This window comes from Haloarcula sp. H-GB5 (assembly GCF_054850705.1).
This window is the reverse complement of sequence record NZ_JBTWBG010000002.1, coordinates 362,839-382,984: the sequence shown is the minus strand read 5'-3', so window position 1 is coordinate 382,984 and position 20,146 is coordinate 362,839. Positions and strand designations below refer to the sequence as shown.

Genomic DNA, 20,146 nt, shown 5'->3' with positions numbered 1-20,146 from the left:
ACTGACGACTGTATCCACTTGAAGCTACCCGGCACCGTCACCTGCAATGGCAAGCCATCTTGGTAGCGTCTCTGCCGTGGTTGCCGGTGAGAGCGGCTGGAACAGGCGTTGCTGCCGCGGGCAGCAAACCTCTCCGCATGAGGCTTTTGTACGGTCGTGGCTCATTCCCGACCATGCCAGACGCGGTCCGTCATTGTCCCGAGGACGGCTTCTTCGAGGGCGAGATGTGTCCGGTCTGTGACGGAGCAGGAGCCCAGATTCTGGACGGCACACGGCGACGACAGCTCTCGAAGTTCGTCTCGGGTGCACTCAGACATTTCCCCGAGGACGCAGGCATCGAGGTAGACGAAGCGGGGCGGACGGACTTCGATTCCCTCCGCAGTGCAGTCAAGCGACAGTACGACTGGGCCGATGGTGAGGCACTGGCCGGCGTTATCGCCACGGACCCGAAAGGACGATTCGAGCGGACAGAAGCCAGTAGCGAGTCGAGCGCAGCAGCCGCTGGCGACCGTGTCCGGGCAGCCTACGGCCACTCTATCGACGTAACTCTCGACGGGGCCGACGACCCTGTGCCGGCGACGCTATATCACGGGACTGCACCGCGGAACGCCGATTCGATACGCGAAGCGGGGCTGAAGCCGATGGGCCGCCAGCAGGTCCACCTCTCCGAATCCGTCGCGACAGCCCGGGAGGTGGGGCGTCGTCACGCGGCCGACCCGGTCGTGTTCGTCGTCGACGCCGCAGCGATGCAGGCCGACGACCGCCGGATCGTCAAGCGCGGAACCGAGACGTACACGACTGCCCGCGTGCCGCCGCAGTATCTCTCCGTGCTCGAAAACTAGCGTGGTCGCGCCGCCCGCTACTCGACCAGCGGCGTCCCGGTCATCGCGTCCGGCCGGTCGATACCCATGAGCATGAGCATCGTCGGCGCGAGGTCGGCCAGCGTCCCGCCGTCGCGGGCGGTCCGTCCACCGGCGGTCCCGTCAGGAGAGAGGTAGATGAACGGGACGGGGTTGGTCGTGTGGGCCGTGTGCGGGTCCTCGACGGTCCCCATGTCGTCGGCGTTCCCGTGGTCGGCACAGATGAGTGCGTGCCCGCCGGCAGCCTGAATCGCCGCGATAAGCCGGCCGAGCTGCTCGTCGACGGCCTCGACGGCGGTCACCGCCGCGTCGAAGTCGCCGGTGTGGCCGACCATATCGGGGTTGGCGAAGTTCAGGACCATCGCGTCGGGGTCCTCAGTCTCGATGAAGTCGATCGCAGTGTCGGCCAGTTCCGGCGCGCTCATTTCCGGTTGCATGTCGTAGGTCGCCACGTCAGGGCTGTCGACGATTTCGCGGCTCTCGCCATCGAACGCGACCTCACGGCCGCCGTTGAGGAAGTAGGTGACGTGGGGGTACTTCTCCGTCTCGGCCAGCCGGATCTGTGTCTTCCCGGCTTCGGAAAGCACCTCGCCGAGTACGTCCTCGGGCTGGTTCGGCGGGAACGCGACCGGCAGGTCGAACGTCTCGTCGTACTGTGTCATCGTCACCAGCCGGGTGTCCGGCGGCTCGGTGTCGGCTCCCCAGTCGTCCGGGCGGATGTCGCCAAGCATCCGGGTGAGTTGCCGGGCGCGGTCCGACCGGAAATTGAAGAAGATGACCGCGTCGCCGTCTTCAAGGCCGGCGTGGTCGCCGACGGTCGTCGGCTCGATGAACTCGTCAGTGGTGTCGCGAGCGTACGACTCGGTGGCGGCCGTGACGGCGTCGTCGGCGTGGTGGTCGCCCTCGCGGTGAACGATGGCGTCGTAGGCCCGGCGGGTCCGCTCCCAGTTCTGGTCGCGGTCCATCGCGTAGTAGCGCCCGCAGACGGTGGCGATATGGCCAGTTCCGTACTCGTCGGCGTGGGCTTCGAGGTCGGCGAGGTAGTCCTCGCCGCCGGTCGGCGAAGTGTCACGGCCGTCGGTGAAGGCGTGTGAGACGGCCTCGGTATCACGCTCGCCGGCGAGTTCGATGAGCGCATGGAGATGGTCCTGATACGAGTGGACGCCACCGTCGGAGACGAGGCCCATGAAGTGGACCCGGCCGCCGTGGTCTTCGGCGTGCTCGAAGGCCGACAGAATCGTTTCGTTCTCGAAGAATGGCGAGTCCTGCGCGTCGTCGTCGGGCGGTGATTCGCCACGTGAGCGAGCGATACTGTCGCTGACGCGAGCGGAGTCCTGCTTGACGACGCGGCCGGCCCCGATGTTGAGGTGGCCGACCTCGGAGTTGCCCATCTGGCCCTCCGGGAGGCCGACCCGGCGGCCGTGGGTGGCAAGCGTCGACGCTGCGCCCGCGTCTCGGTAGCGGTCGAAGTTCGGCGTGTCGGCGGCGGCGACGGCATCCCGAACATCGTCGTCCGGATTCAGGCCCCAGCCGTCCAAGATGATGAGTCCGGCGTCCATACCCGGTGGGTCACGCGACCGGCGTAATACACTGTCGGTCAGCACCGAACGTGACGGTCGATAATGCGAAATTCGGCAGTGCTGATGGGGCTATTCCCCGCCTCCGCCCCGCTATCGTTGTCGGTATCTGGAACCCTGAAATTAAGAGGGTGGCCCGCCTTCGGTCTGGCATGACTCGGAACATTCTCTCGGACGATCTGGCCGACGCAATCGTCACGACAGCCCGGACAGCGACAGGCGACTCGCTCCGCTCGGTGACGTATTTCACACGTGCGAACTTCGAGCAACTCTACCTGCGGGAGGATCTCGAACAGGACGCCGACCTCAACGACTTCGTCGGCCACGAGTGGCAGGGGTACAAGCAGACGAAGAACGCCTATCAGGAGTCCGAACTGGGCGATTATCGCTTCACCGTGCGTGCGTTCTCCAACGGCTACCTCGTGCGGGCGACAACCGAACGACAGGGCGTGCTCATCACCACAGACGGCCTGACCATGCAGTCCTACGAAGAGATCGCCGAGGCGATCGAACGCATCCTCCGTGAAGAGTCCGGCAAGGAGTAATACTGTCGGCTGTAACTGTTACAAGATATTCACTACCGGGAGTGGCGAAATTCGTCACAGACGTCCAGTCGCTAGTATGAGCACCGAGTCGGCGGGCGACCAAAGGGTTATGCCCGTCCCGGCGAACCCACGGGCATGACGCTGGACCCGGTCCACGTCGACGGGATCGCCAAGCTCGCCGGGCAGGTGCGTGAGACCGTCGAGACGAGTGACCAGGAGGCGGCTGCCGAGGAAGTGTGGGACAACTTTCTGGACCCGCTGTGGCAGGACGGAACGAAGATTCTGGAGCCACTGAACGAGCAGCGCCGCCGGAAGGTCCCCATCGAGGATATCGCGCTGGCGGACCCGCCGTTTCCGACCCAGCACGGTCTGGACTCGGGGACCATCAATCCGACGACGTTCAAGAACGGGCTGGTGCTGGACGTGGCACAGGCGGCGATGGGCAGTGTCCCCTCGGACGTGGAACTCCACCGGGGCCGGACCATCATCATGGCCGTCCACTCGAACGACGCGACCCTGGGGTTCGACGGCGAGTGGCAGGGCGGGGACCGCGGCTACGCCAAGCGGCGCGTCCTCGACGTGCCACAGGTCGACCGCTACGAACAGCGAGTCGTCCACGCGCTGGCGCTGTACCTCGCGGAGAGCCGGCACGCGCTGACCAACGCCGACGTGGTCGAGGACCTGTTCATCCTCGACGGCCCTATCTACCCGACCGGCGTGCTCCGCTGGGCCGACCGCGACACCGAACTGGCCGACCTGCTCGCGGAGGACGACCGCCCCAAAACGGTCGTGAACAACTACGTCGACCTCGTCGAGCGGTTCGTCGAGCGGGACGTCCCGATGGTGGGCTTTATCAAGAACTCCTCGACGAAGGCACTCACGCGTGCATTACGGCGCAAGACCAACGCCCCGTGGGTGAACGACACTGCCTTCTTCCGCCGAATTCTGGAGCGCCGCGACGACGAAGGTGAGCTGCAGACCGACTGTCTCACCGCGACGAACTGGTTCCGCTCACGGGGGGGAACTGACGGCATCATGGCCGCCGACGGCGACGCGCTGGGCATCGAGCGGTCGCTCGACCCAGAAGCGTACGAAGTGACGTTTTTCGTCCTCTACGACCCGCGCTCGGATCTGGTGTTCCGCGTCGAGGCCCCGTACGCGTTCACCCAAGACCCGGACCGACGGGCCAAACTCACGCGACAAATACTCCACGATGTGGCCCGGGAACAGGGGCCGCCACTGGCTATTGGGAAGGCCGACGAACTCGCCAAAATCGACCGGCAGGGCAGCGAAGAACTTACCCGCCGCATCGAGCGAACGTTTGAGACTGACCGAGAGCGGGAGTACAACGACATCCGGTGGGGAGCCGTCGAAGAATCGTTCTGAGGGGGTTAGTCACGACGGGCCAGCACGATAGCGTAGAGGAGGACGAGGAGACCGGCGAGTTCCGTGATAGTGCCCGGAAGGGGAAACACCACTCGCGGGAGGACCTGCACGGCACTAAGGGTAACGAGGTACGAGACGAAGGTGAGGAGACTGATTCCGGTAGCCAGTGCGAGCATGGAGCGGGTCCGCCGTCGACGGTAGCCAACGAGCGCCAATGCAGCAATGAGCAGTCCGATCCCCGTCTGTGCGAGGTGGAACGCAGTGTTCACGGTAACCCACGTTTCGGCGGAGAGGCCGGCAAAATCCATCAGAGCCCCTCCCAGAGGTCTACCAACGCATCGGCGAACTCGTGTGTCTTTGACTCGACAGAGAGGCTCACGTCGAAGGCCCCTTCGGTGAGACAAACGGTGAGTTCGTCCATCTGTGCCTCGTACACGTCTACGTGGTGCCCGTCATCCGCGATTTGCGTTCGAGCAGCGACGAGGCCGCAGTCCTCAAGCGCGTCGAGACGGCGATACACGGTCGAGAGTGACATGTCGCAGTCGTTGCTGAGTTCAGTTGCTGTCATCGGTCTGTGACTCGTGGCTGCAAGGAGCGCGCGAGCGTATTCGTCATCGAGGAGGGCAAACACCTCGGTCGGGGACGGGTCCTCGGCCACGTGTAGCGGTTTCACCCGAGACCGTTGTATAACTCACCGGTCGTTCGCTGACTCAGAAAACGGCGGGAAAGCATGCTGGTTCGACTACGCCGTCTCGGCCTGCTGAACCGTCACGTCGACTGTCTCGCCGGCCACACCGAGCCGGGCGAACTGCGTCCGGACGTGTTCTTTGGCCGCGTCGATGGCCGCATCACGCGTCTCGAAACCGCGGGGCATCGGGGATTCGAAGGCGATTCGGATCTCGCGGTCGCCGATTGATTGGACCTGGCCGCCACTTTCGACCTCGTAGAAGGCGTCACAGACCCAGACGTAGGGCGTCCCCTCGTCCGGCGCGCCGTTGAACTTGGGCGGCTCCTCGCCCGGTTCGTACAGCGTCCCGGTCAGCGCCGTTCCGCCTGCTGTCCCCCGAATAAGCAACATACTCCGATATAGGGGTCCCAGCGGCAAAAGATTCTCCCCCGGGGCAAGCGGTCGCCCCGACGCCGCCGGAGTGAACCGGTCGCTCTGAGGACCGCTCGCATCCCAACGGGGGATCTTCGACTGGCGGCAGCCTCCCAAGCGGTATCCGAACGCGCTCTTTCTCGTGCTCCGGGATTTGGCACGTGCCGAGACAAGTCGTATGTCAGTGGGTGCCGCAAATAATCGTATGTCAGGCTCGACTGGTGCCAGTGTTCGGTTACTTCGTAACGCGACTGTCCTCGTAGACGTTGGAGACGTGACGTTCCTCGTGGACCCGATGTTCGCGTCACCTGGGGAGAACCCGCCTGTGCCGAATTCGCCGAACAACCGTCGAAACCCGCTCGTCCCGATGCCCGACGGTGACCTGTCCTACGACGCCGTGGTTGTCACGCACCGCCACCAGGACCACTGGGATGCGGCGGCCAAGGCGGAACTCGATGTCGACGCGCCGCTGTTCTGTCAGCCCGAGGAGGCGGACGCGTTCATTGACGAGGATTTCACCGATGTCCGACCCGTCAACGACGAGGCGTCTATCGGGCGAGTCTCGATTCACCGAACGCCAGGGCGGCACGGGCACGGAGAGTTAGCGGCGGAGATGGGTCCCGTTTCGGGATTCGTGTTCGAGGGAGACGAAACGGTGTACGTCGCAGGCGACACGATCTGGTACGAGCCGGTCGAGGAAACACTCGACCGGTTCGAGCCCGACCTAGTCGTGCTGAACGGCGGTGAAGCGCAGTTCGAACAGGGCGACCCCATCACAATGGGCGTCGAGGATATCACAGCTGTCCGGGATGCGACCGCCGCTACGGTCGTCGTCGTTCACATGGAGGCGATCAACCACTGCCTGCTCAGCCGGGACGAGCTACGGTCAGCGACAGAGGGCGTTCGGGTTCCCGAAGACGGGGAATGGGTCAACCGATAGGCACGATCAGTTAGCAGGTGCTTTGACGAAGGCGCTGTCAGATGCCACGGAGACACCATCAGGTCAGGGCTCACAGTCGACCACCACGGGCAGGTGGTCGGAGCCGTAGTGGTCGTCGTTGCGGTCGGCGATGACCGCTCTGGTGTCGACGGCCACGTCCTCGCTGACGAACACGTGGTCGATCCCCATCTCGGGGAGCAGGTCGTGGAAGTCGGTTCGGCTCGTCGTCGGGCCGTGTGTGGTGGTCGCCGTGTCGCGGGCATCGACGAGGCGGCGGCCGTCAGGGAGTTCGTGTCCCGCAGCGCGCTCGTAGGCGGGTTCGCCAACGACGCAGTTGAAGTCGCCCATCAACACCGCGGGTGCGTCCCGGGCGACAGAATCGAGGTGGTCGAGTACTAGCTCGATCCCCGAAATCCGTGCGTCAGCACCCTGATGATCGAGATGTGTGTTCAGACACAGCAGGTCATCGTCGGTGTCGCGGTCACGAAGGCGGGCCCAGGTCGCTACACGGGGATAGGCGGCGTCCCAGCCAACGCTGCTCGGCTCGGCGGGCTGTTCGGAGAGCCAGAACGTGTTCGTGGCCGCGCAGTCGAAGCGTTCGGTCCGGTAACCGATGGCCGTATGCTCCCCACCGGCGTCGACGGAGTCACGCGGGTCTCCGACCCACTCGTAGCCGTCAAGCAACACCTCTAGCTCTCGAAGCTGGTGGGCCATCGCTTCCTGAACGCCGATGATATCAGGGTTGTGATACTGAATTATCCCCGCCACCAGCCGCCGCCTGTGGGGCCACCCGTCTACCCCATCCCCAGCGGTGTCGTACCGCACATTGAAAGACATCACCCGCGTCGGCTTCATATGCGTTCGTTGACAGCCAACCGGGTAAGGTTTCACATTCACCTCGCCGGGGAAAGGTGTTAATCCCCGGCTACCCTGGACTGGGGTATGTCCGACCTCGGGGATTTCACTGATTTCGACGGCGACGACGCAGCGGCCGACGACGAGGCCACACAGCCGGCCGAGACGGTCGATGACGGCGACCGAGCTGTCGACGCGGCAGAAGGCACTGACCCGACAGCACAATCTACAGACGACGACTTCGAAGATATGGACGTGACACCGGCCGGAACGGACACCGGTCTCGGCGTCCTCTCGGCGGCGAACGGCCTCAGAATCAGTGAGGAAGCAGAGGAAACGGTTCTGCGAGCGTACGTCACTGCACGGAACCGCTCGCGCCTTCGTATCGGCACGTATCTGCTCGTCCCCTATCCAGGAGGAGAGCGCCTGTTCTGTCGCATCAAGGCGCTGGAGTACGCCCAGGAGTTCCACGCCGACGATGCGACCGAGATCCACGCCCGGCGCGCGATGCGCGAGCGGGGCATCGACGAGCGGGATTTCAAATTTATCGCCGAACTGGAGCCGGTCGCGGTGCTGTACAACGACGGCGGCGAACTCAAACGCCGGATGACCGACCGGGTACCAAAGCCCGAGACCGTCGTTCGGGAGGCCACCGACAAGTCCGAGATCAAGACCGGCCTGAAGATTCCCGAGGACGGCGTCTTTTTAGGCCACCTCGCCGTCGGTGGCGAAAAGGTCCGCACCGCCGCTGAGCCACCGACCATCGACTACCGGCTGAAAGACGACTACGACGCCGGCGACCCGCTCGTGTTCCGGCATACGCTCGTTGCGGGTGGGACCGGGTCCGGAAAAACCCACAGTTCGAAGAACGTCCTGCGGCAGTATCTCGGCCGGACCTACGAGATGGGCGACGGCCGCACGCCCGAACTCGCCGTCGTCCAGTTCGACCCACAGGACGAATACGCCCAGATGCATGACGACAACCCCGCGATGACCGACGAGTTCGAGCGCCGCTGTGAGCGGGAAGGCGTCGCCTACGGCGGGCACGACGACACCATCGCCTTCGTCCCGAAGGTGGCCGGAGCCGACTACAACGCCAGCCACCACCGCGCTGAGCAGGTGGAGTTCACGATCCCGTTCTCGCTCGTCCACGACAACCCCTGGCTCATCGCCGGCTCCAGCCTGAACGATAACCAGTACGGCGCGCTGGTGAACACGCTACTGCCGCGCTTTGAGCGCGAGTACGGGAAAAGCGGCACGTACAGCGACTTTCGGACCTTCCTCGGGGACCCCGCGCTCAAGGAAGAACTAGACGAGGCGGGCGACGTCCACGAGGCCACGTTCGATGCCGTCAAGCGCCGTGTCCAGGGTTTCGGCGCGGTCTTCGACCAGGATGCCCGGCCGATCACCGACCAGATATCGCAGTTCGTCCGCGACGGCGGTCTGACGGTCATCCCGACGTACCACATCACAGACTCCCGGACCGCGTCGACCATCGTACTCGCCGTCTCCAGCCTGCTCATCGACCAGAAGCTCTCGAATGATCCGGACTACGACCGCATCAAAGAGACGCCGCTCGTCCTCGGGATGGACGAGGCTCACAACTTCCTCACCGATGCCGACAGCGTGCAGGGCCGCAAGGTCATCGGGAAGTTCACCGAGGCCGCCAAACAGGGCCGCAAGGAGCGCCTCGGCCTGTACCTCATCACACAGGACCCACAGGACATCGCCGACCCGGTGTTCAAGCAGATCAACACGACGATGGTGCTCAACCTCGGCGACGAAGACGCCATCTCGGCGGTGAACATCCCCAGCAACCTCGAATCGAAGGTGCCCTACATGGAGAAGGGCCAGCGGGTCGTCTACTCGCCCGACAACTCCGAGCCGGTCGAACTGATCGGCCTCTCGACGTGTGTGACCCGTCACGGGCGGGACTAACAAACCGCAGGCCAACTCACCGATTGCAGCGGGCCGAAGATTCAAACCGGCCCCAGCGGAAGTGTGCGTATGGCAAAGCGAATCCTTGTTCCGGTCGACAGCTCAGATCAAGCACCGGTCGCCTGTGCGTTCGCAGCCGAAGAGCATCCGGACGCGACGATCGTTCTCTTGCACGTTATCAACCCTGCAGAGGCCGGCTACAGCGCGGAGGCATCGATTCCCTCGTTCTCCGAGGAGTGGTACGAGACACAGAAGGCGACGGCGGAGGACCTCCTCAACGACCTCGAGGTGGAAGTGACCGAGGCCGGCGTCGAGTCTGTCGAACGCGTCGTCGAGGTCGGGCGACCGACGAAGGTCATCGTGGAGTACGCGGACGACAACGACATCAACCAGATCGTCATGGGGAGCCACGGCCGCTCGGGGATGTCCCGCATCCTGCTAGGGAGCGTCGCCGAAATCGTCGTTAGACGAGCGTCTGTCCCCGTAACCGTCGTCAGATAGCGCTACGGGTGCCGGACGATGTGGACGTCGTATTCGGGGTCTTCTGAGACCGGTGAGCCGACACTACAGACCGGCGTCGACACCCGCCCGGCGTTCTCGCTGCCGATGAATACGATTGAGGCCCCCTCTTCGTGAGCGACTTCTCTGATCGTCCGGGTGATGTCTGTCGTCGTCGACGCCATCGAACTCACGTCTTCTGGGACCTCGTAGCGGAACGACGACGCTGGGGCGACCGACTCAACCTGCTCTCGCATTCGGTCGGCGATAGCTTCGGTGTCGAACTCCTCAGTGTCGTCGAGCCAGCCCCGCTCCCGCGCATACGCCGCATCGTCCGGGATAACGGACAGCGCAGTGATATCCTCGTCGCGGTAGTCCGCGAACTCCATCGCCCGCGTTAGCGCGGCTTTCGACAGGGCCGAGCCGTCGAAGGGCACGAGTAGTACCATACCCCACCTGTCGCCCGGTTGTGATTTATTGGTTCCGCAAGCCGGCACGATCTGAGACAAATACCGCTGGGGTCGGTACACTGCAGTCCTGCGGTAAGCCGAGCGAATAACCCAGCAAGGTGTCTGTAACTAATTGTGAGGGGTGTGATCAATAGCCATGGATTCGCTAGAGGATACACTCAGATACCCCATGGAAGACGACGAATGGACCACAACTGTCCTCATCGGCGGCGTCCTCAGCCTCCTCTCATTCCTCGTCGTCCCAGCCATCCTCGTGTACGGCTATCTCGTGCAGGCAGTCCGCGAACGGGCAGACGGAGCGACACAGCCACCGGCGTTCGAAGACTGGGGCGAACTGCTCGTCGACGGCGTCAAAGCCTGGGTCATCGGCATCGTGTACATGCTCGTCCCGCTCGTCGTGTTCGGGGTGACCGTCGGCGGCAGCCTGGTCGCGATGGCGACCGGGACTCGCGCCGGAGCGGGTGCCGGTCTGGCCGGCCTCTTCGGCGGACTGGCGATCTCGTTCGTCCTGTCGCTGGTGTTCGGCTACGTGGCGACGGCCGCCATCATCCACTTCGCCTGTACCGGCGAGTTCGGTGCCGGGTTCGACTTCGGAACACTTCGGAAACTGGTCCTGTCCCCGGAGTACGCGACACCGTGGCTGGTCTCGATTGCGCTGTTCATCGCCGTCAACGTCGTGGTGAACTTGCTCAACGTCATCCCGTTCATCGGCTCGCTCATCGCCGTGATTCTCAGTCCGTTCGCCACCTTCTACGTGCTGGTCGTCGCGACGGACCTCTGGGCCGGCGGCTACAACGCCGCACTCGACGAGCGGGACGAACCGGAGTCGGTCGGGACGGCAACGGTTTAGAAGATGTTGGCCTGCTGATAGACCGAGATGCCGTCGTTCGTTATCTCGTAGGGTTTCGTCTCCCGCGAGTGGTTCGCGTTCCGTATCTTCTGGATCTCGACGGCGAGTCGCGTCTCGCCGGTGTCTGACCGGACGTACTGCAGGATGAACACGGCGTCGGTCAGGTATTCGATGATACCGTGTCTGGATGCGAAGGGGTTGCTCTCGCTGGCCTCGGAGACAAGCATCGTCGTCACGCCGGCCTGTTTCAGCGATCGGGTGAAATCGAACACTTCAGTGCGTCTACGGGACTGGTCGTCGTACATCATCTCGAGCAGCGAGACGGAGTCGAGTACCAGCCGGTCGGCGTCGAACTTCTCAATGAGCGCCGGGAGTTCGCCCCGGATGTTATCGAGGCTGTTTGCCATCTCAACCGGATCAAGATCGACAATCGCTAGCTGGCCCTGTTCCTCGTACTCCTCGAACCCCCAACTGCGGTCACCGGCGGTGTCCAGTATCGCGTCATGAGACTGCTCGAGGGTCAGAAACACCGCGTTCTCGCCGTTTTGCAGGCCGTGGTGAAGGAACTGTAGTCCGAACGTCGTTTTCCCGGTTCCGGCCGAACCGATGGTGACGATGAGGTGGCGCTGTGGAACCCCGCCCTGAATCATCTGATCGAGGCCCTCGATACCGATGTCGACCCGCGGGATGTCGGACTCGAACTCCTCCTCGAAGTCGCTACCGCTGTCACCGTCACCGCTGCCGGCAGACTCGAACGCGCTGGCGAAGTCGTCGTCGAAGAGCCCGCCGCCGTCGTTGCCGGGGGACCCAGCGTCGGCAGCCCCACTCTCGCTACTGAAGGGGTCATCGCCGCTGTCGTCGAACGGACTGCTGTCACTGTCCCCGCCAGAGGCGGTGCTGTCGCCGTCGCTAAACGGGCTGCTATCGTCGTCTTCGCTAAAATCGGCGCTGCCGTCGTCATCGAACGGGCTACCGTCGTCGTTGCCGTCGTCATCGAACGGGCTACTCTCGGCGTTGCCGTCGTCGCCGTCGGTCTCAAACGGCACAGTGTCGCTAGACGCCGATTCCTCGGCATCGCTCTTGGATGGTGTCGCCGAAGTGTCGTCAGCCTCCGTTGGTTCGCTGTCGCCGTCCTCGTCGTCCAGCGCACTTTCGAACCAGTCGTCGTCGGACTCGTTGTCCTCACTCATACGCACGACCACCAGCCACACGAACGGCCCATGGAAGTGGATACGCGTCGGGACTGATATAATTGCCGTCGTAGAGGGTTTATATACGGCCGGCGGGAACGTCCGGCAATGACTGTCGGGATCGTCGCGCAGCGGGATAACGACCGGGCCATGTCGCTTGCGAGTACACTGTGTGACCGACTGCGCGCCACTTCGGCGGCCGTCGTCGTGGACGAAACGACCGCCGGGGCGTTGGGTGACCACGACGCGTGGGAGGCCGCTGTACCCGATTCGGCCCCAGTCGAGGAGATGTCAGCCTGTGACCTCGTCGTGAGCATCGGTGGCGACGGGACGTTTCTGTACGCCGCCCGCGGTGCGGGGTCGACGCCGATACTCGGGGTCAATCTCGGTGAAGTCGGCTTTCTGAACGCTATCGCACCCGAAGAAGCCGTCGAGACGGTTGTCGCGGAGGTCGAACACATCCAGAAGACCGGGAGCGCCCGGACGCGGGCCAAGCCGCGGCTACAGGCCAGCGGCGACGACTGGGAGCTGTCGCCGGCGCTGAACGAGGTCGTCGTCCAGGGCGAGCGCCGTGGTCACGGCGGCGGGGCGACGCTCGACGTGTACGTCGACGACTCGCTGTACACGTCCGGCCACGCCGACGGCGTACTGGTGGCGACGCCCACCGGATCGACGGCATACAATCTCAGCGAACGCGGCCCGCTCGTCCACCCCGACGTGGCCGGTCTCATCGTCACCGGGATGGCAGACGAAACGGGGACGCCGCCGCTGGTCGTCGACGTTGACAGCGAAATCGTCGTCGAACTCACGAACGCCGACAGCGGTGTCGTCGTCAGTGACGGTCGGGTTCGAAAGGATGTGGTCCCGCCGGAGCGGATAACGATCTCGCGTGCGGGCGAGCCGGTCCGGCTAGCCGGGCCGCCGCTTGATTTCTTCACCGCACTCGACAAACTGGCCTAACGCCGACCGACGGCGTACAGCACCGGTGCAAGGACGAGCAGGACCAGACCGAACAGTTTGTACTGGAACGCCGACGCGAGGACGCTCGCACTGTTTGGTTCCATCGCCGACGCCGGCGTAATCACGAGCAGTGCGCCCAGCGCAATCGTGTGTAGTCCCAGCATCCGGAGCGATCGTTGCGGGAGAATTGCGACGAGCCCACCGACAAAGCCGAGTAGCAGGACATCACCGATGGTGTAGTTCAGCAGGAAACTATCGATGAGTTGCAGCGGTGACGCGAGCATTCCTATCCAGAATCTCGCCGGGATGGAATCTTTAAAGTTCCGTTACGCCGCCGACCCGCGGGCGGCATTCGGCCGTTCAATCACCCGTTGTCCCCAGCGGCGTGAGCAGGAGGTAGCCGGCCGACGGGGCGCCGGCCGTCCGCAGCCGGAACTGTCTCGGTTCGTCGAGTGCCGTCGAAAGGGCCACGACATCGAGGTCAGTTGTACTGACTGTCTCGGCGTCCACTTCGTCGATACCAGCCACGAGCAGTGCCTCGGAGAGGGCCGTTCCGTCGAGGCGGTCGGACGGCACGTCGAACGTGGTCCCGAACGCCTCGTTTGCCGCACGCACGACCGGGCCATGGCCCTCATCGGCGAAGTACAACACCGGGTCCGGATGACCGTCGAAGAGATCCACCGGCTGTGGCTCCGGTGTCTGCTCGGCGTCTGCCGACACGGTCATCGTCTCGTCAGTCGTCTCACCGGGCGAATCAGTCACCAGAAGGTAGGAAACGCCGCCCAGCCCGCCGCCAAGCGCCAGACCGAGGCCGATGGTGACCTGTTCCGAGAGCGCGAGCGAAAACACCGACTGCACCACCAGCGCGACGGTGGCAAACACGACCGCTCCTGCCCCTATCCAACCGACCACGGCCGCGAGGCTCCCAAGGCGATGTCGACCGCCTGTGCCCGCCGACGACTTGCTCATCGGGATACACTCAACGGGCCATCGGTTAACCCTTTTCGAGAGAGGGGTGCCGATAAGACATATACAGTCGCCAGCCCTAGGCCTGTCCAATACCGTGTCCAGAACTACAGGCGGCCCACCGCGGGTACTCGTCGTTGACGACGAACACGACGTCGCCGACACGCAGGCTCTGAAACTCGGCGAGCGCTACGAGACGACTGTCGCGTACAGTGGCCAGGCGGCGCTCGACGCTGCCGGTCCGGAGTTCGACGCTGTGTTGCTCGACCGACGAATGCCCGACGTCCACGGTGACGACGTGCTTTCACGGTTGCGCGAGCGGGGGTACGATGGCATCATTATCATGCTGACCGCAGTCGACGCCGACCTGAACATTCTGGAGATGCCCTTCGACGACTACCTCCAGAAGCCGGTTGACCAGTCGACGCTCCTGTCGACGCTCGACCAGCACCTCGACAGGTCCGTCGAAGACGACAGGCTCGACGAGTACTTCCGTATCTCCTCGAAGCTCTCCGTGCTGGAACGCGAGAAATCCGCGTCACAACTGGAGTCAAACGACGAGTACACCAGACTGAAAGAACGAGCCAGAGAACTAGAGTGGGTACTGCACGCCGAAAACGATGATTTCGAGGAGCTGAAGGAGACGTACCAGTCGATCAGCCGAAGCTAGGTGTCGAGAATCAGCGTCTCTTCGATGTACTCGTCGATGGTGTCCCGAACTGCGGCGACAGGGTTGTCGTTGCGTGTTGCGCTCTGAAGGATTACACCGTCGAGTATCGTGATCATGAATCGCGAAACCGTGTTGGGGTCGACCTCGGCGAAGACTCCCTGTTCGATGCCGTCCTCGATGATCTGTACGAGTTGCCGAGTAAACAGTTCGTCCGTCTCAGTGAACTTCTCGCGGAAGTCCGGATTCTGGACTGCCTGAGCGCGCATCTCGACGTATGAACCGAGTACGGCGTTCTTCTCGGGCGTTTCGACGCAGTCAGGAAAATCGTCGAGCACGAGGCTGACAAACGTCTTGATGTCCTGTTCGGGGTCGCCGGTCGACTCGATCTGGAAGATGCGGTTAAACTCCGTGAGGATAAACTCCTGAAACGACAGCAGAAGGTCCTCCTTGCCATCGAAGTGGTGATAGAACGTCGATTTGCTGAGGTCGGCCTCGTCCGCGATTCGCTGTATCGAAAGTCCGGCATACCCGTATTCCCGGAGGGCACGAAATGTAGCTCGCATTATTGCCTCGTGCGAGTCCGCCGGCTCCCCGGCAAACGGAATTCCATCACTCATCCCGACCGAATATTCGTTCGGGAAGTAAATACCTTCCCACTGTTACTGAACCACAACGTTGATAGGCGACCGAACGTTCGTTCGATGTACACGGTTCGGGCGGGAGTCTGCACAGACGTATGTGGGTTTATATCCCGATCTCCCAAGCATGGCCTCCGCTCCGGACAGAAACAAACGGTAAGGAATGTCCGAAGTGTCCTACGCATGAAACCACGAACATTACTGACGCTGGCTGTTGTCGCATTGCTCATGGCGTCCGGAACGGCGATTGCCGCCGTATCCGGGAGCCCCGACTTCGACGCAACGTTCGTCGATGATACCGTCACGCCCGGTGAGGAGACGACACTCGACGTTGTGCTCGTCAACAGCGGAACGGTCGACTCCGGTCCGACGACGCAGGCGGTTCGGAGTAGCGAGGTAACGACCGCCCGCGGGACGATAGTGAAGGTCAACAGCGGCGACGCACCGATTACAGTGACAACGAGCAAGAAGGCTGTCGGCTCCGTCCCAGAAGGCAAAACGGAACCGATTCCCTTCGAAGTGAGCGTCGATGACGACGCAAGTCCCGGGGACTACACTGTTCCAGTCATCGTCGAGTACGAATACACGAGCTACATTTCCGAGGGTGACGGCGCACGTGACGAAAAATCCACCACCGAACGGATCGAACTCGAACTCGAAATCGACGACGACGCGGCCTTTGACGTGGTGAGCGTCGATTCAGGGGCGCGCGTTGACTCGGTCGGGACGGTCGCAGTCACCGTCGAGAATACTGGTGACGAACCAGCCCGGGAAGCCTCAGTAACGCTGGAATCGACAAACCCTGAGCTCACAGTCGGTAGCGACACCAGCAGCTCCCGGTTCATCGATACCTGGGAAGCTGGTGAACAGCGGACGCTCCGGTATCGCGTCGGTGCGAGCGGTGACGCCAGAGCCGAACCGTATCAGTTCGACCTGCAAGTCGACTTCGACGACACGGACGGAGTACGAAAGAGTACCTCCGCCTCCTCGCTCGGAATTACACCTGCCCGCGAGCAAACGTTCACTGTCGAACGTACCGATAGCGATGTCGCTGTCAGTGACTCCGGGACCTACAATGTGACTCTGCGCAACGACGGGCCTGTCACAGTCTCAGACGCGACAGTGACACTTACCACGCAGAACAGCGAGATTACGTTCGGGCAGTCCGAATCCACGTCACAGTTCATCGGCTCCTGGGAGCCCGGTGAAACGCGAACAGTGAGTGTTGACGCAAGCGCAAGTGACGACGCCAAGATACAGAGCTACGCCCTGTCGGCGTCAGTGAGCTACGACGATCCCGAAGGCGATGCCGGCGTCGCTGACGACATCTCGCTGGGACTCACACCCGAGCCCGAACAGTCCTTCGCCATGGGTGACGTCGAATCGTCCCTGCAGGCAGGTGACGACGGCACGCTGGAAGCGTCACTGACCAACACCGGGGACCGAACAGTCCGCAACGTCGTCCTGAACTGGGCGAGCACACACGACAACATCTCACCGAAAGAGACCCAGTACGCGGTCGGTGACCTCGAACCGGGCGAGTCAGCGACCGTCTCGTTCGACGCCGACGTGTCGGACAACGCGAACTCCGGCCCGCGGCAGTTCGACTTCGTCGCCAACTACCGCAACAGCGAGGGCGATAAGCGCGAGAGCGACACGCTCGAAATCCGGCAGAGCGTCGACGGCAGCGCCGACGAGTTCCTCGTCGAGTCGACGAACGCGTCGGTCAACGTTGGTGGGTCCAGCACGCTCGAAGTGACTATCACCAACGACGCCGGTGAGCGACTGACCGATATCGAGGCAAAGCTGTTCGCCGAGTCCCCGATCTCCGTCTCGGACGACCAGGCGTACATCGACAGCCTCGACCAGGGCGAGTCGACGACCATCGAGTTCGGTATCAGCGCAAGCGGTGCCGCGATGACGAAGAACTACCCCGTCTCGGTCGACTTCCAGTACGAGGAGCCGGACGGAGATACGCCGGTGTCCGACACCTACCGCCTTCCGGTCTCCGTGACCAACTCCGGCGGTAGCAGTTCACCGCTGACGGCGATTATCGGCGTCGCACTCGTGGCCGCCCTGGCCATCGGCGGCTACTTCAGGTTCCGCTAACGCATGGACTACCAGCGCTACATCGATTGGGCGGACGACCGCATCGTCCACGATTCACGGAAGGTGGTGCTTCTCTTCCTAGTCGTGACGGTGGTCTTCAGCGCCGGCCTCGGGAGCGTCTCGACTAACTCCGGGACATCACAGTTTACGACCGACCTGCCGGCTGAGGAGGCACTGCAGGAGGTCAATGACAAGTTCTCGCCGACCTTCTCACCGGATACAGGGAGTACACAGCTCATCCAGCGGGAGACCAACGTGCTCTCGAAACCGGCGCTGCTTCGGATGCTCAGGTCACAGCATCGGTTGGAACAGCGCGGAGCGCTCCGTGTCACGTCGACGTCAAGCGCCGCCAGCATCGTCGCCCAACAGCTAAACCCGGAGGCGACAACGACCGAACAGCAGATCTATGCTGTCGAATCAGCGACGCCAAGTGAGATCGATGCCGCCGCCAGGCGCGCGGCCGAGCAGAATCCCCGGTTCGAATCGCTACTGAGCAAGGACTTCAACCGCAAAGCTGCCTCGGCGTCGGCGACCATCGGCGTCGTCACACACGAGGTCCCGGCCGGCATCTCCTCCGGGTCGGGGCAGGGTGGTTCGAGTCCGCTGACGAGCATCCAGAAACAGGCCGGGTTCACTGTCACCAGCGCTGACCACGGTGGCATTACCCTGTTCGGCAGTGGTATCGTCGCGGACGAATTCTCGAACGTCGTCGGCGACTCACTCATCCTGACGGTGCCCGCAGCAGTGCTGTTCATCCTGTTTTTCCTGACGATTGCCTACCGCGACCTCGCAGACATGGCACTCGGCCTGCTCGCGCTGTTTATGGCCGTCGTCTGGACGTTCGGCTTCATGGGGCTTGCCGGCATCCCCTTCTCGCAGATGCTCATTGCCGTGCCACCGCTGTTACTGGCAGTCGGTATCGACTTCGGGATTCACGCCGTCAACCGGTATCGGGAGGAGCGCGAAACCGGAGAATCTATCCAGAAGTCGATGCGGATCACGACCGACCAGTTGCTTGTCGCGTTCTTCATTGTGACCGGGACGACGGTCATCGGGTTCGCCGCGAACCTCACCAGCGCGCTGCCGCCGATTCAGGACTTCGGCTACGTGGCCTCTGTCGGTATCACGTTCACCTTCCTCATCTTCGGGGTGTTCCTGCCCGCAGCAAAGGTGGAACTGGACCGGCTCCGCCAGCGCTACCCCATCCCGACGTTCAGCGAGACGCCGCTGGGCGCAGAGGATTCGGCACTCAGCGGCGTGTTGCGCGGCGGTGTCGTCATCGCGAACCGCGCCCCGATCATCTTCCTCGTACTCATCCTCGTGTCGACGGTCGGTGCCAGCTACTACGCCACCGGCGTCTCGACCTCGTTCAGTCAGGAGGACTTTCTGCCGCCTGAGGAGAATCCGGACTTCGTCGAGGCCCTGCCGGAACCGTTCGCCCCAAGCGAATACACCGTAACGGAGGTGACGAACTTCCTCGATGAGCGGTTCGATACGACCCAGTCCAGTGAGGCGACGGTGTACGTAGAGGGGCCAATGCGGAACGACGCGGCGCTCGAACAGATGTATCGGGCGGGTAACAACCCGCCGGACTCGTTCGTCCGGGAAGACGGGCGGGCTGATTCGACATCTATCGTGACGGTCATTCAAGATCAGGCAGAGCGTGACCCCGAGTTCCGCCGGATGGTCGAGCGCAACGACCGGAACGACAACGGGGTCCCGGACGATAATCTTGAGGAGATATACGAGTATCTGCTCGACTCGCCGGCCCGTAGTACGGCGCTAGAGTACATCACTGAGGACTATCGGAGCGCACGCGTCGTCTACACAGTCGAATCGGACGCGAGCGACGCAGAGGTGACCGCCGACGCGCGAAGCGTTGCCGACGACTTCCGGTATGAAGCGACGGCAACCGGCTCGGTCGTCGTGTTCCAGGCCGTCTCGGACCTCATTCTGGAGTCAGCCATCCAGTCACTAGCGATCGCGCTTGTCGGCTCATCGGTGTTCCTCATCCTCATCTACAATATGCTGGAGGGGCGGCCGTCGCTCGGCCTCGTGAACATGATTCCAGTTGTCGTCACAGTAGCGTGGCTCGGCGGAACGATGCGACTGCTCAGCATCCCGTTCAACGCGCTCACAGCGACAATGCTGGCGATAACTATCGGGCTGGGGGTCGACTACTCAGTCCACGTCACCCATCGGTTCGCCGACGAGTTCGAGGAAAACGACCTCGAAACCGCACTGGACCGGACCGTTCGCGGGACTGGCGGGGCGCTGTTCGGGAGTATGCTCACCACGACATTCGGCATCGGTGTGCTCGGGCTGGCTGTGTTCCCTGCAATCGGCCAGTTCGGCATCCTGACAGCGATGTCGATCGGGTACGCGTTCCTCACCTCCCTGCTGGTGATTCCCTCCGCGCTCGTCGTCTGGGACCGGGTGTTCAACGCTGACTGGTCGGTTCGTGGCCTACTCGGGTTGGGGCGATCGCGTCCACCCGCACCCGTCGACGGCGACGACTGAACCGTGGCCGCGGGCACGGCCCACCCCGGTCGTGTCCGGGCGAAACACGCCACTGAAGCCTTTATTTGCTGGCAT

The 20,146-nt window shown here is 63.1% G+C and carries 21 protein-coding genes; 11 read left to right on the top strand and 10 right to left on the bottom strand.

Features of this window, described 5'->3' with window-relative positions:
- Window positions 1-173 precede the first annotated feature (173 nt).
- The gene (locus ACYJ11_RS09875; RefSeq protein WP_461647646.1) at window positions 174-842 is read left to right on the top strand and encodes an RNA 2'-phosphotransferase; all 669 of its coding nucleotides are present in this window, start codon (window positions 174-176) and stop codon (window positions 840-842) included.
- A 17-nt stretch (window positions 843-859) separates the two neighbouring features.
- On the opposite strand, the gene gpmI is transcribed toward ACYJ11_RS09875, so the two are convergent.
- On the bottom strand, window positions 860-2,419 hold the full coding sequence (gene gpmI, locus ACYJ11_RS09870) for a 2,3-bisphosphoglycerate-independent phosphoglycerate mutase (protein ID WP_461647645.1): 1,560 nt from the start codon (window positions 2,417-2,419) through the stop codon (window positions 860-862).
- 170 nt (window positions 2,420-2,589) lie between these two features.
- On the opposite strand from gpmI, the gene ACYJ11_RS09865 reads away from it, so the two are divergent.
- Window positions 2,590-2,982 (top strand): DUF7522 family protein, encoded by a 393-nt coding sequence (locus tag ACYJ11_RS09865; protein ID WP_170098404.1) that lies wholly within the window; start codon window positions 2,590-2,592, stop codon window positions 2,980-2,982.
- A 135-nt stretch (window positions 2,983-3,117) separates the two neighbouring features.
- Entirely contained in the window at window positions 3,118-4,368 is a 1,251-nt protein-coding gene (locus ACYJ11_RS09860; protein WP_461647644.1) for a DNA double-strand break repair nuclease NurA, read from the top strand.
- 5 nt (window positions 4,369-4,373) lie between these two features.
- Here ACYJ11_RS09860 and ACYJ11_RS09855 read toward each other — a convergent pair whose 3' ends face one another.
- The 3 genes from ACYJ11_RS09855 to ACYJ11_RS09845 form a co-directional block, all read right to left on the bottom strand.
- Window positions 4,374-4,676, bottom strand: coding sequence for a hypothetical protein (locus ACYJ11_RS09855; RefSeq protein WP_188977936.1), 303 nt, complete (start codon window positions 4,674-4,676; stop codon window positions 4,374-4,376).
- Window positions 4,676-5,026, bottom strand: coding sequence for a winged helix-turn-helix domain-containing protein (locus tag ACYJ11_RS09850; RefSeq protein WP_188977934.1), 351 nt, complete (start codon window positions 5,024-5,026; stop codon window positions 4,676-4,678). Before ACYJ11_RS09850 ends, ACYJ11_RS09855 begins: the two co-directional genes overlap by 1 nt.
- A gap of 84 nt (window positions 5,027-5,110) precedes the next feature.
- On the bottom strand, window positions 5,111-5,446 hold the full coding sequence (locus tag ACYJ11_RS09845; RefSeq protein ID WP_005535914.1) for a DUF7113 family protein: 336 nt from the start codon (window positions 5,444-5,446) through the stop codon (window positions 5,111-5,113).
- Window positions 5,447-5,672: 226 nt separating this feature from the next.
- On the opposite strand from ACYJ11_RS09845, the gene ACYJ11_RS09840 reads away from it, so the two are divergent.
- Entirely contained in the window at window positions 5,673-6,407 is a 735-nt protein-coding gene (locus ACYJ11_RS09840; protein WP_461647643.1) for an MBL fold metallo-hydrolase, read from the top strand.
- Window positions 6,408-6,470: 63 nt separating this feature from the next.
- On the opposite strand, the gene ACYJ11_RS09835 is transcribed toward ACYJ11_RS09840, so the two are convergent.
- Complete coding sequence (locus tag ACYJ11_RS09835) at window positions 6,471-7,262, bottom strand: endonuclease/exonuclease/phosphatase family protein (RefSeq protein WP_461647642.1); 792 nt, start codon at window positions 7,260-7,262, stop codon at window positions 6,471-6,473.
- A gap of 87 nt (window positions 7,263-7,349) precedes the next feature.
- On the opposite strand from ACYJ11_RS09835, the gene ACYJ11_RS09830 reads away from it, so the two are divergent.
- Both ACYJ11_RS09830 and ACYJ11_RS09825 read left to right on the top strand, forming a co-directional pair.
- On the top strand, window positions 7,350-9,200 hold the full coding sequence (locus tag ACYJ11_RS09830) for an ATP-binding protein (protein WP_461647641.1): 1,851 nt from the start codon (window positions 7,350-7,352) through the stop codon (window positions 9,198-9,200).
- Window positions 9,201-9,269: 69 nt separating this feature from the next.
- A complete protein-coding gene (locus ACYJ11_RS09825) occupies window positions 9,270-9,701 on the top strand; it encodes a universal stress protein (protein WP_461647640.1) in 432 nt (143 codons plus the stop codon).
- A 2-nt stretch (window positions 9,702-9,703) separates the two neighbouring features.
- On the opposite strand, the gene ACYJ11_RS09820 is transcribed toward ACYJ11_RS09825, so the two are convergent.
- Window positions 9,704-10,147, bottom strand: a complete 444-nt coding sequence (locus ACYJ11_RS09820; protein WP_188977926.1) for a universal stress protein — start codon at window positions 10,145-10,147, stop codon at window positions 9,704-9,706.
- Between the two features lie 157 nt (window positions 10,148-10,304).
- Between ACYJ11_RS09820 and ACYJ11_RS09815 the strand changes: the two genes are divergently transcribed.
- Window positions 10,305-11,018: a DUF4013 domain-containing protein gene (locus tag ACYJ11_RS09815; protein WP_461647639.1), complete on the top strand. Its 714-nt coding sequence runs from the start codon at window positions 10,305-10,307 to the stop codon at window positions 11,016-11,018.
- On the opposite strand, the gene ACYJ11_RS09810 is transcribed toward ACYJ11_RS09815, so the two are convergent.
- Window positions 11,015-12,208 carry a KaiC domain-containing protein gene (locus tag ACYJ11_RS09810; protein ID WP_461647638.1) on the bottom strand — a complete coding sequence of 398 codons (1,194 nt, stop codon included), beginning with the start codon at window positions 12,206-12,208 and terminating at the stop codon, window positions 11,015-11,017. The two genes, ACYJ11_RS09815 and ACYJ11_RS09810, sit on opposite strands and share 4 nt — an antisense overlap.
- 108 nt (window positions 12,209-12,316) lie before the next feature.
- On the opposite strand from ACYJ11_RS09810, the gene ACYJ11_RS09805 reads away from it, so the two are divergent.
- Entirely contained in the window at window positions 12,317-13,168 is an 852-nt protein-coding gene (locus ACYJ11_RS09805; RefSeq protein ID WP_461647637.1) for an NAD(+)/NADH kinase, read from the top strand.
- On the opposite strand, the gene ACYJ11_RS09800 is transcribed toward ACYJ11_RS09805, so the two are convergent.
- The gene (locus ACYJ11_RS09800; protein ID WP_170098416.1) at window positions 13,165-13,452 is read right to left on the bottom strand and encodes a hypothetical protein; all 288 of its coding nucleotides are present in this window, start codon (window positions 13,450-13,452) and stop codon (window positions 13,165-13,167) included. The genes ACYJ11_RS09805 and ACYJ11_RS09800 overlap by 4 nt on opposite strands.
- A 76-nt stretch (window positions 13,453-13,528) precedes the next feature.
- On the bottom strand, window positions 13,529-14,137 hold the full coding sequence (locus ACYJ11_RS09795; RefSeq protein ID WP_461647636.1) for a hypothetical protein: 609 nt from the start codon (window positions 14,135-14,137) through the stop codon (window positions 13,529-13,531).
- A gap of 94 nt (window positions 14,138-14,231) precedes the next feature.
- On the opposite strand from ACYJ11_RS09795, the gene ACYJ11_RS09790 reads away from it, so the two are divergent.
- Window positions 14,232-14,804, top strand: a complete 573-nt coding sequence (locus tag ACYJ11_RS09790; RefSeq protein WP_188977918.1) for a response regulator — start codon at window positions 14,232-14,234, stop codon at window positions 14,802-14,804.
- On the opposite strand, the gene ACYJ11_RS09785 is transcribed toward ACYJ11_RS09790, so the two are convergent.
- On the bottom strand, window positions 14,801-15,421 hold the full coding sequence (locus ACYJ11_RS09785; RefSeq protein WP_005535931.1) for a TetR/AcrR family transcriptional regulator: 621 nt from the start codon (window positions 15,419-15,421) through the stop codon (window positions 14,801-14,803). The genes ACYJ11_RS09790 and ACYJ11_RS09785 overlap by 4 nt on opposite strands.
- Before the next feature lie 204 nt (window positions 15,422-15,625).
- Between ACYJ11_RS09785 and ACYJ11_RS09780 the strand changes: the two genes are divergently transcribed.
- Together ACYJ11_RS09780 and ACYJ11_RS09775 are read left to right on the top strand one after the other, a co-directional pair.
- On the top strand, window positions 15,626-17,551 hold the full coding sequence (locus ACYJ11_RS09780) for a COG1361 S-layer family protein (protein ID WP_461647635.1): 1,926 nt from the start codon (window positions 15,626-15,628) through the stop codon (window positions 17,549-17,551).
- A 3-nt stretch (window positions 17,552-17,554) separates the two neighbouring features.
- Complete coding sequence (locus ACYJ11_RS09775) at window positions 17,555-20,071, top strand: efflux RND transporter permease subunit (protein ID WP_461647634.1); 2,517 nt, start codon at window positions 17,555-17,557, stop codon at window positions 20,069-20,071.
- The last annotated feature ends 75 nt before the right edge of the window (window positions 20,072-20,146 follow it).

Excerpts from the sequence above, each read along its gene's own strand:
- ACYJ11_RS09875 (WP_461647646.1), top strand. The coding sequence starts at position 174 with ATGCCAGACGCGGTCCGTCATTGTCCCGAGGACGGCTTCTTCGAGGGC.
- gpmI (WP_461647645.1), bottom strand. The coding sequence starts at position 2,419 with ATGGACGCCGGACTCATCATCTTGGACGGCTGGGGCCTGAATCCGGAC.
- ACYJ11_RS09865 (WP_170098404.1), top strand. The coding sequence starts at position 2,590 with ATGACTCGGAACATTCTCTCGGACGATCTGGCCGACGCAATCGTCACG.
- ACYJ11_RS09860 (WP_461647644.1), top strand. The coding sequence starts at position 3,118 with ATGACGCTGGACCCGGTCCACGTCGACGGGATCGCCAAGCTCGCCGGG.
- ACYJ11_RS09855 (WP_188977936.1), bottom strand. The coding sequence starts at position 4,676 with ATGGATTTTGCCGGCCTCTCCGCCGAAACGTGGGTTACCGTGAACACT.
- ACYJ11_RS09845 (WP_005535914.1), bottom strand. The coding sequence starts at position 5,446 with ATGTTGCTTATTCGGGGGACAGCAGGCGGAACGGCGCTGACCGGGACG.
- ACYJ11_RS09840 (WP_461647643.1), top strand. The coding sequence starts at position 5,673 with ATGTCAGGCTCGACTGGTGCCAGTGTTCGGTTACTTCGTAACGCGACT.
- ACYJ11_RS09835 (WP_461647642.1), bottom strand. The coding sequence starts at position 7,262 with ATGAAGCCGACGCGGGTGATGTCTTTCAATGTGCGGTACGACACCGCT.
- ACYJ11_RS09830 (WP_461647641.1), top strand. The coding sequence starts at position 7,350 with ATGTCCGACCTCGGGGATTTCACTGATTTCGACGGCGACGACGCAGCG.
- ACYJ11_RS09825 (WP_461647640.1), top strand. The coding sequence starts at position 9,270 with ATGGCAAAGCGAATCCTTGTTCCGGTCGACAGCTCAGATCAAGCACCG.
- ACYJ11_RS09820 (WP_188977926.1), bottom strand. The coding sequence starts at position 10,147 with ATGGTACTACTCGTGCCCTTCGACGGCTCGGCCCTGTCGAAAGCCGCG.
- ACYJ11_RS09815 (WP_461647639.1), top strand. The coding sequence starts at position 10,305 with ATGGATTCGCTAGAGGATACACTCAGATACCCCATGGAAGACGACGAA.
- ACYJ11_RS09810 (WP_461647638.1), bottom strand. The coding sequence starts at position 12,208 with ATGAGTGAGGACAACGAGTCCGACGACGACTGGTTCGAAAGTGCGCTG.
- ACYJ11_RS09805 (WP_461647637.1), top strand. The coding sequence starts at position 12,317 with ATGACTGTCGGGATCGTCGCGCAGCGGGATAACGACCGGGCCATGTCG.
- ACYJ11_RS09800 (WP_170098416.1), bottom strand. The coding sequence starts at position 13,452 with ATGCTCGCGTCACCGCTGCAACTCATCGATAGTTTCCTGCTGAACTAC.
- ACYJ11_RS09795 (WP_461647636.1), bottom strand. The coding sequence starts at position 14,137 with ATGAGCAAGTCGTCGGCGGGCACAGGCGGTCGACATCGCCTTGGGAGC.
- ACYJ11_RS09785 (WP_005535931.1), bottom strand. The coding sequence starts at position 15,421 with ATGAGTGATGGAATTCCGTTTGCCGGGGAGCCGGCGGACTCGCACGAG.
- ACYJ11_RS09780 (WP_461647635.1), top strand. The coding sequence starts at position 15,626 with ATGAAACCACGAACATTACTGACGCTGGCTGTTGTCGCATTGCTCATG.
- ACYJ11_RS09775 (WP_461647634.1), top strand. The coding sequence starts at position 17,555 with ATGGACTACCAGCGCTACATCGATTGGGCGGACGACCGCATCGTCCAC.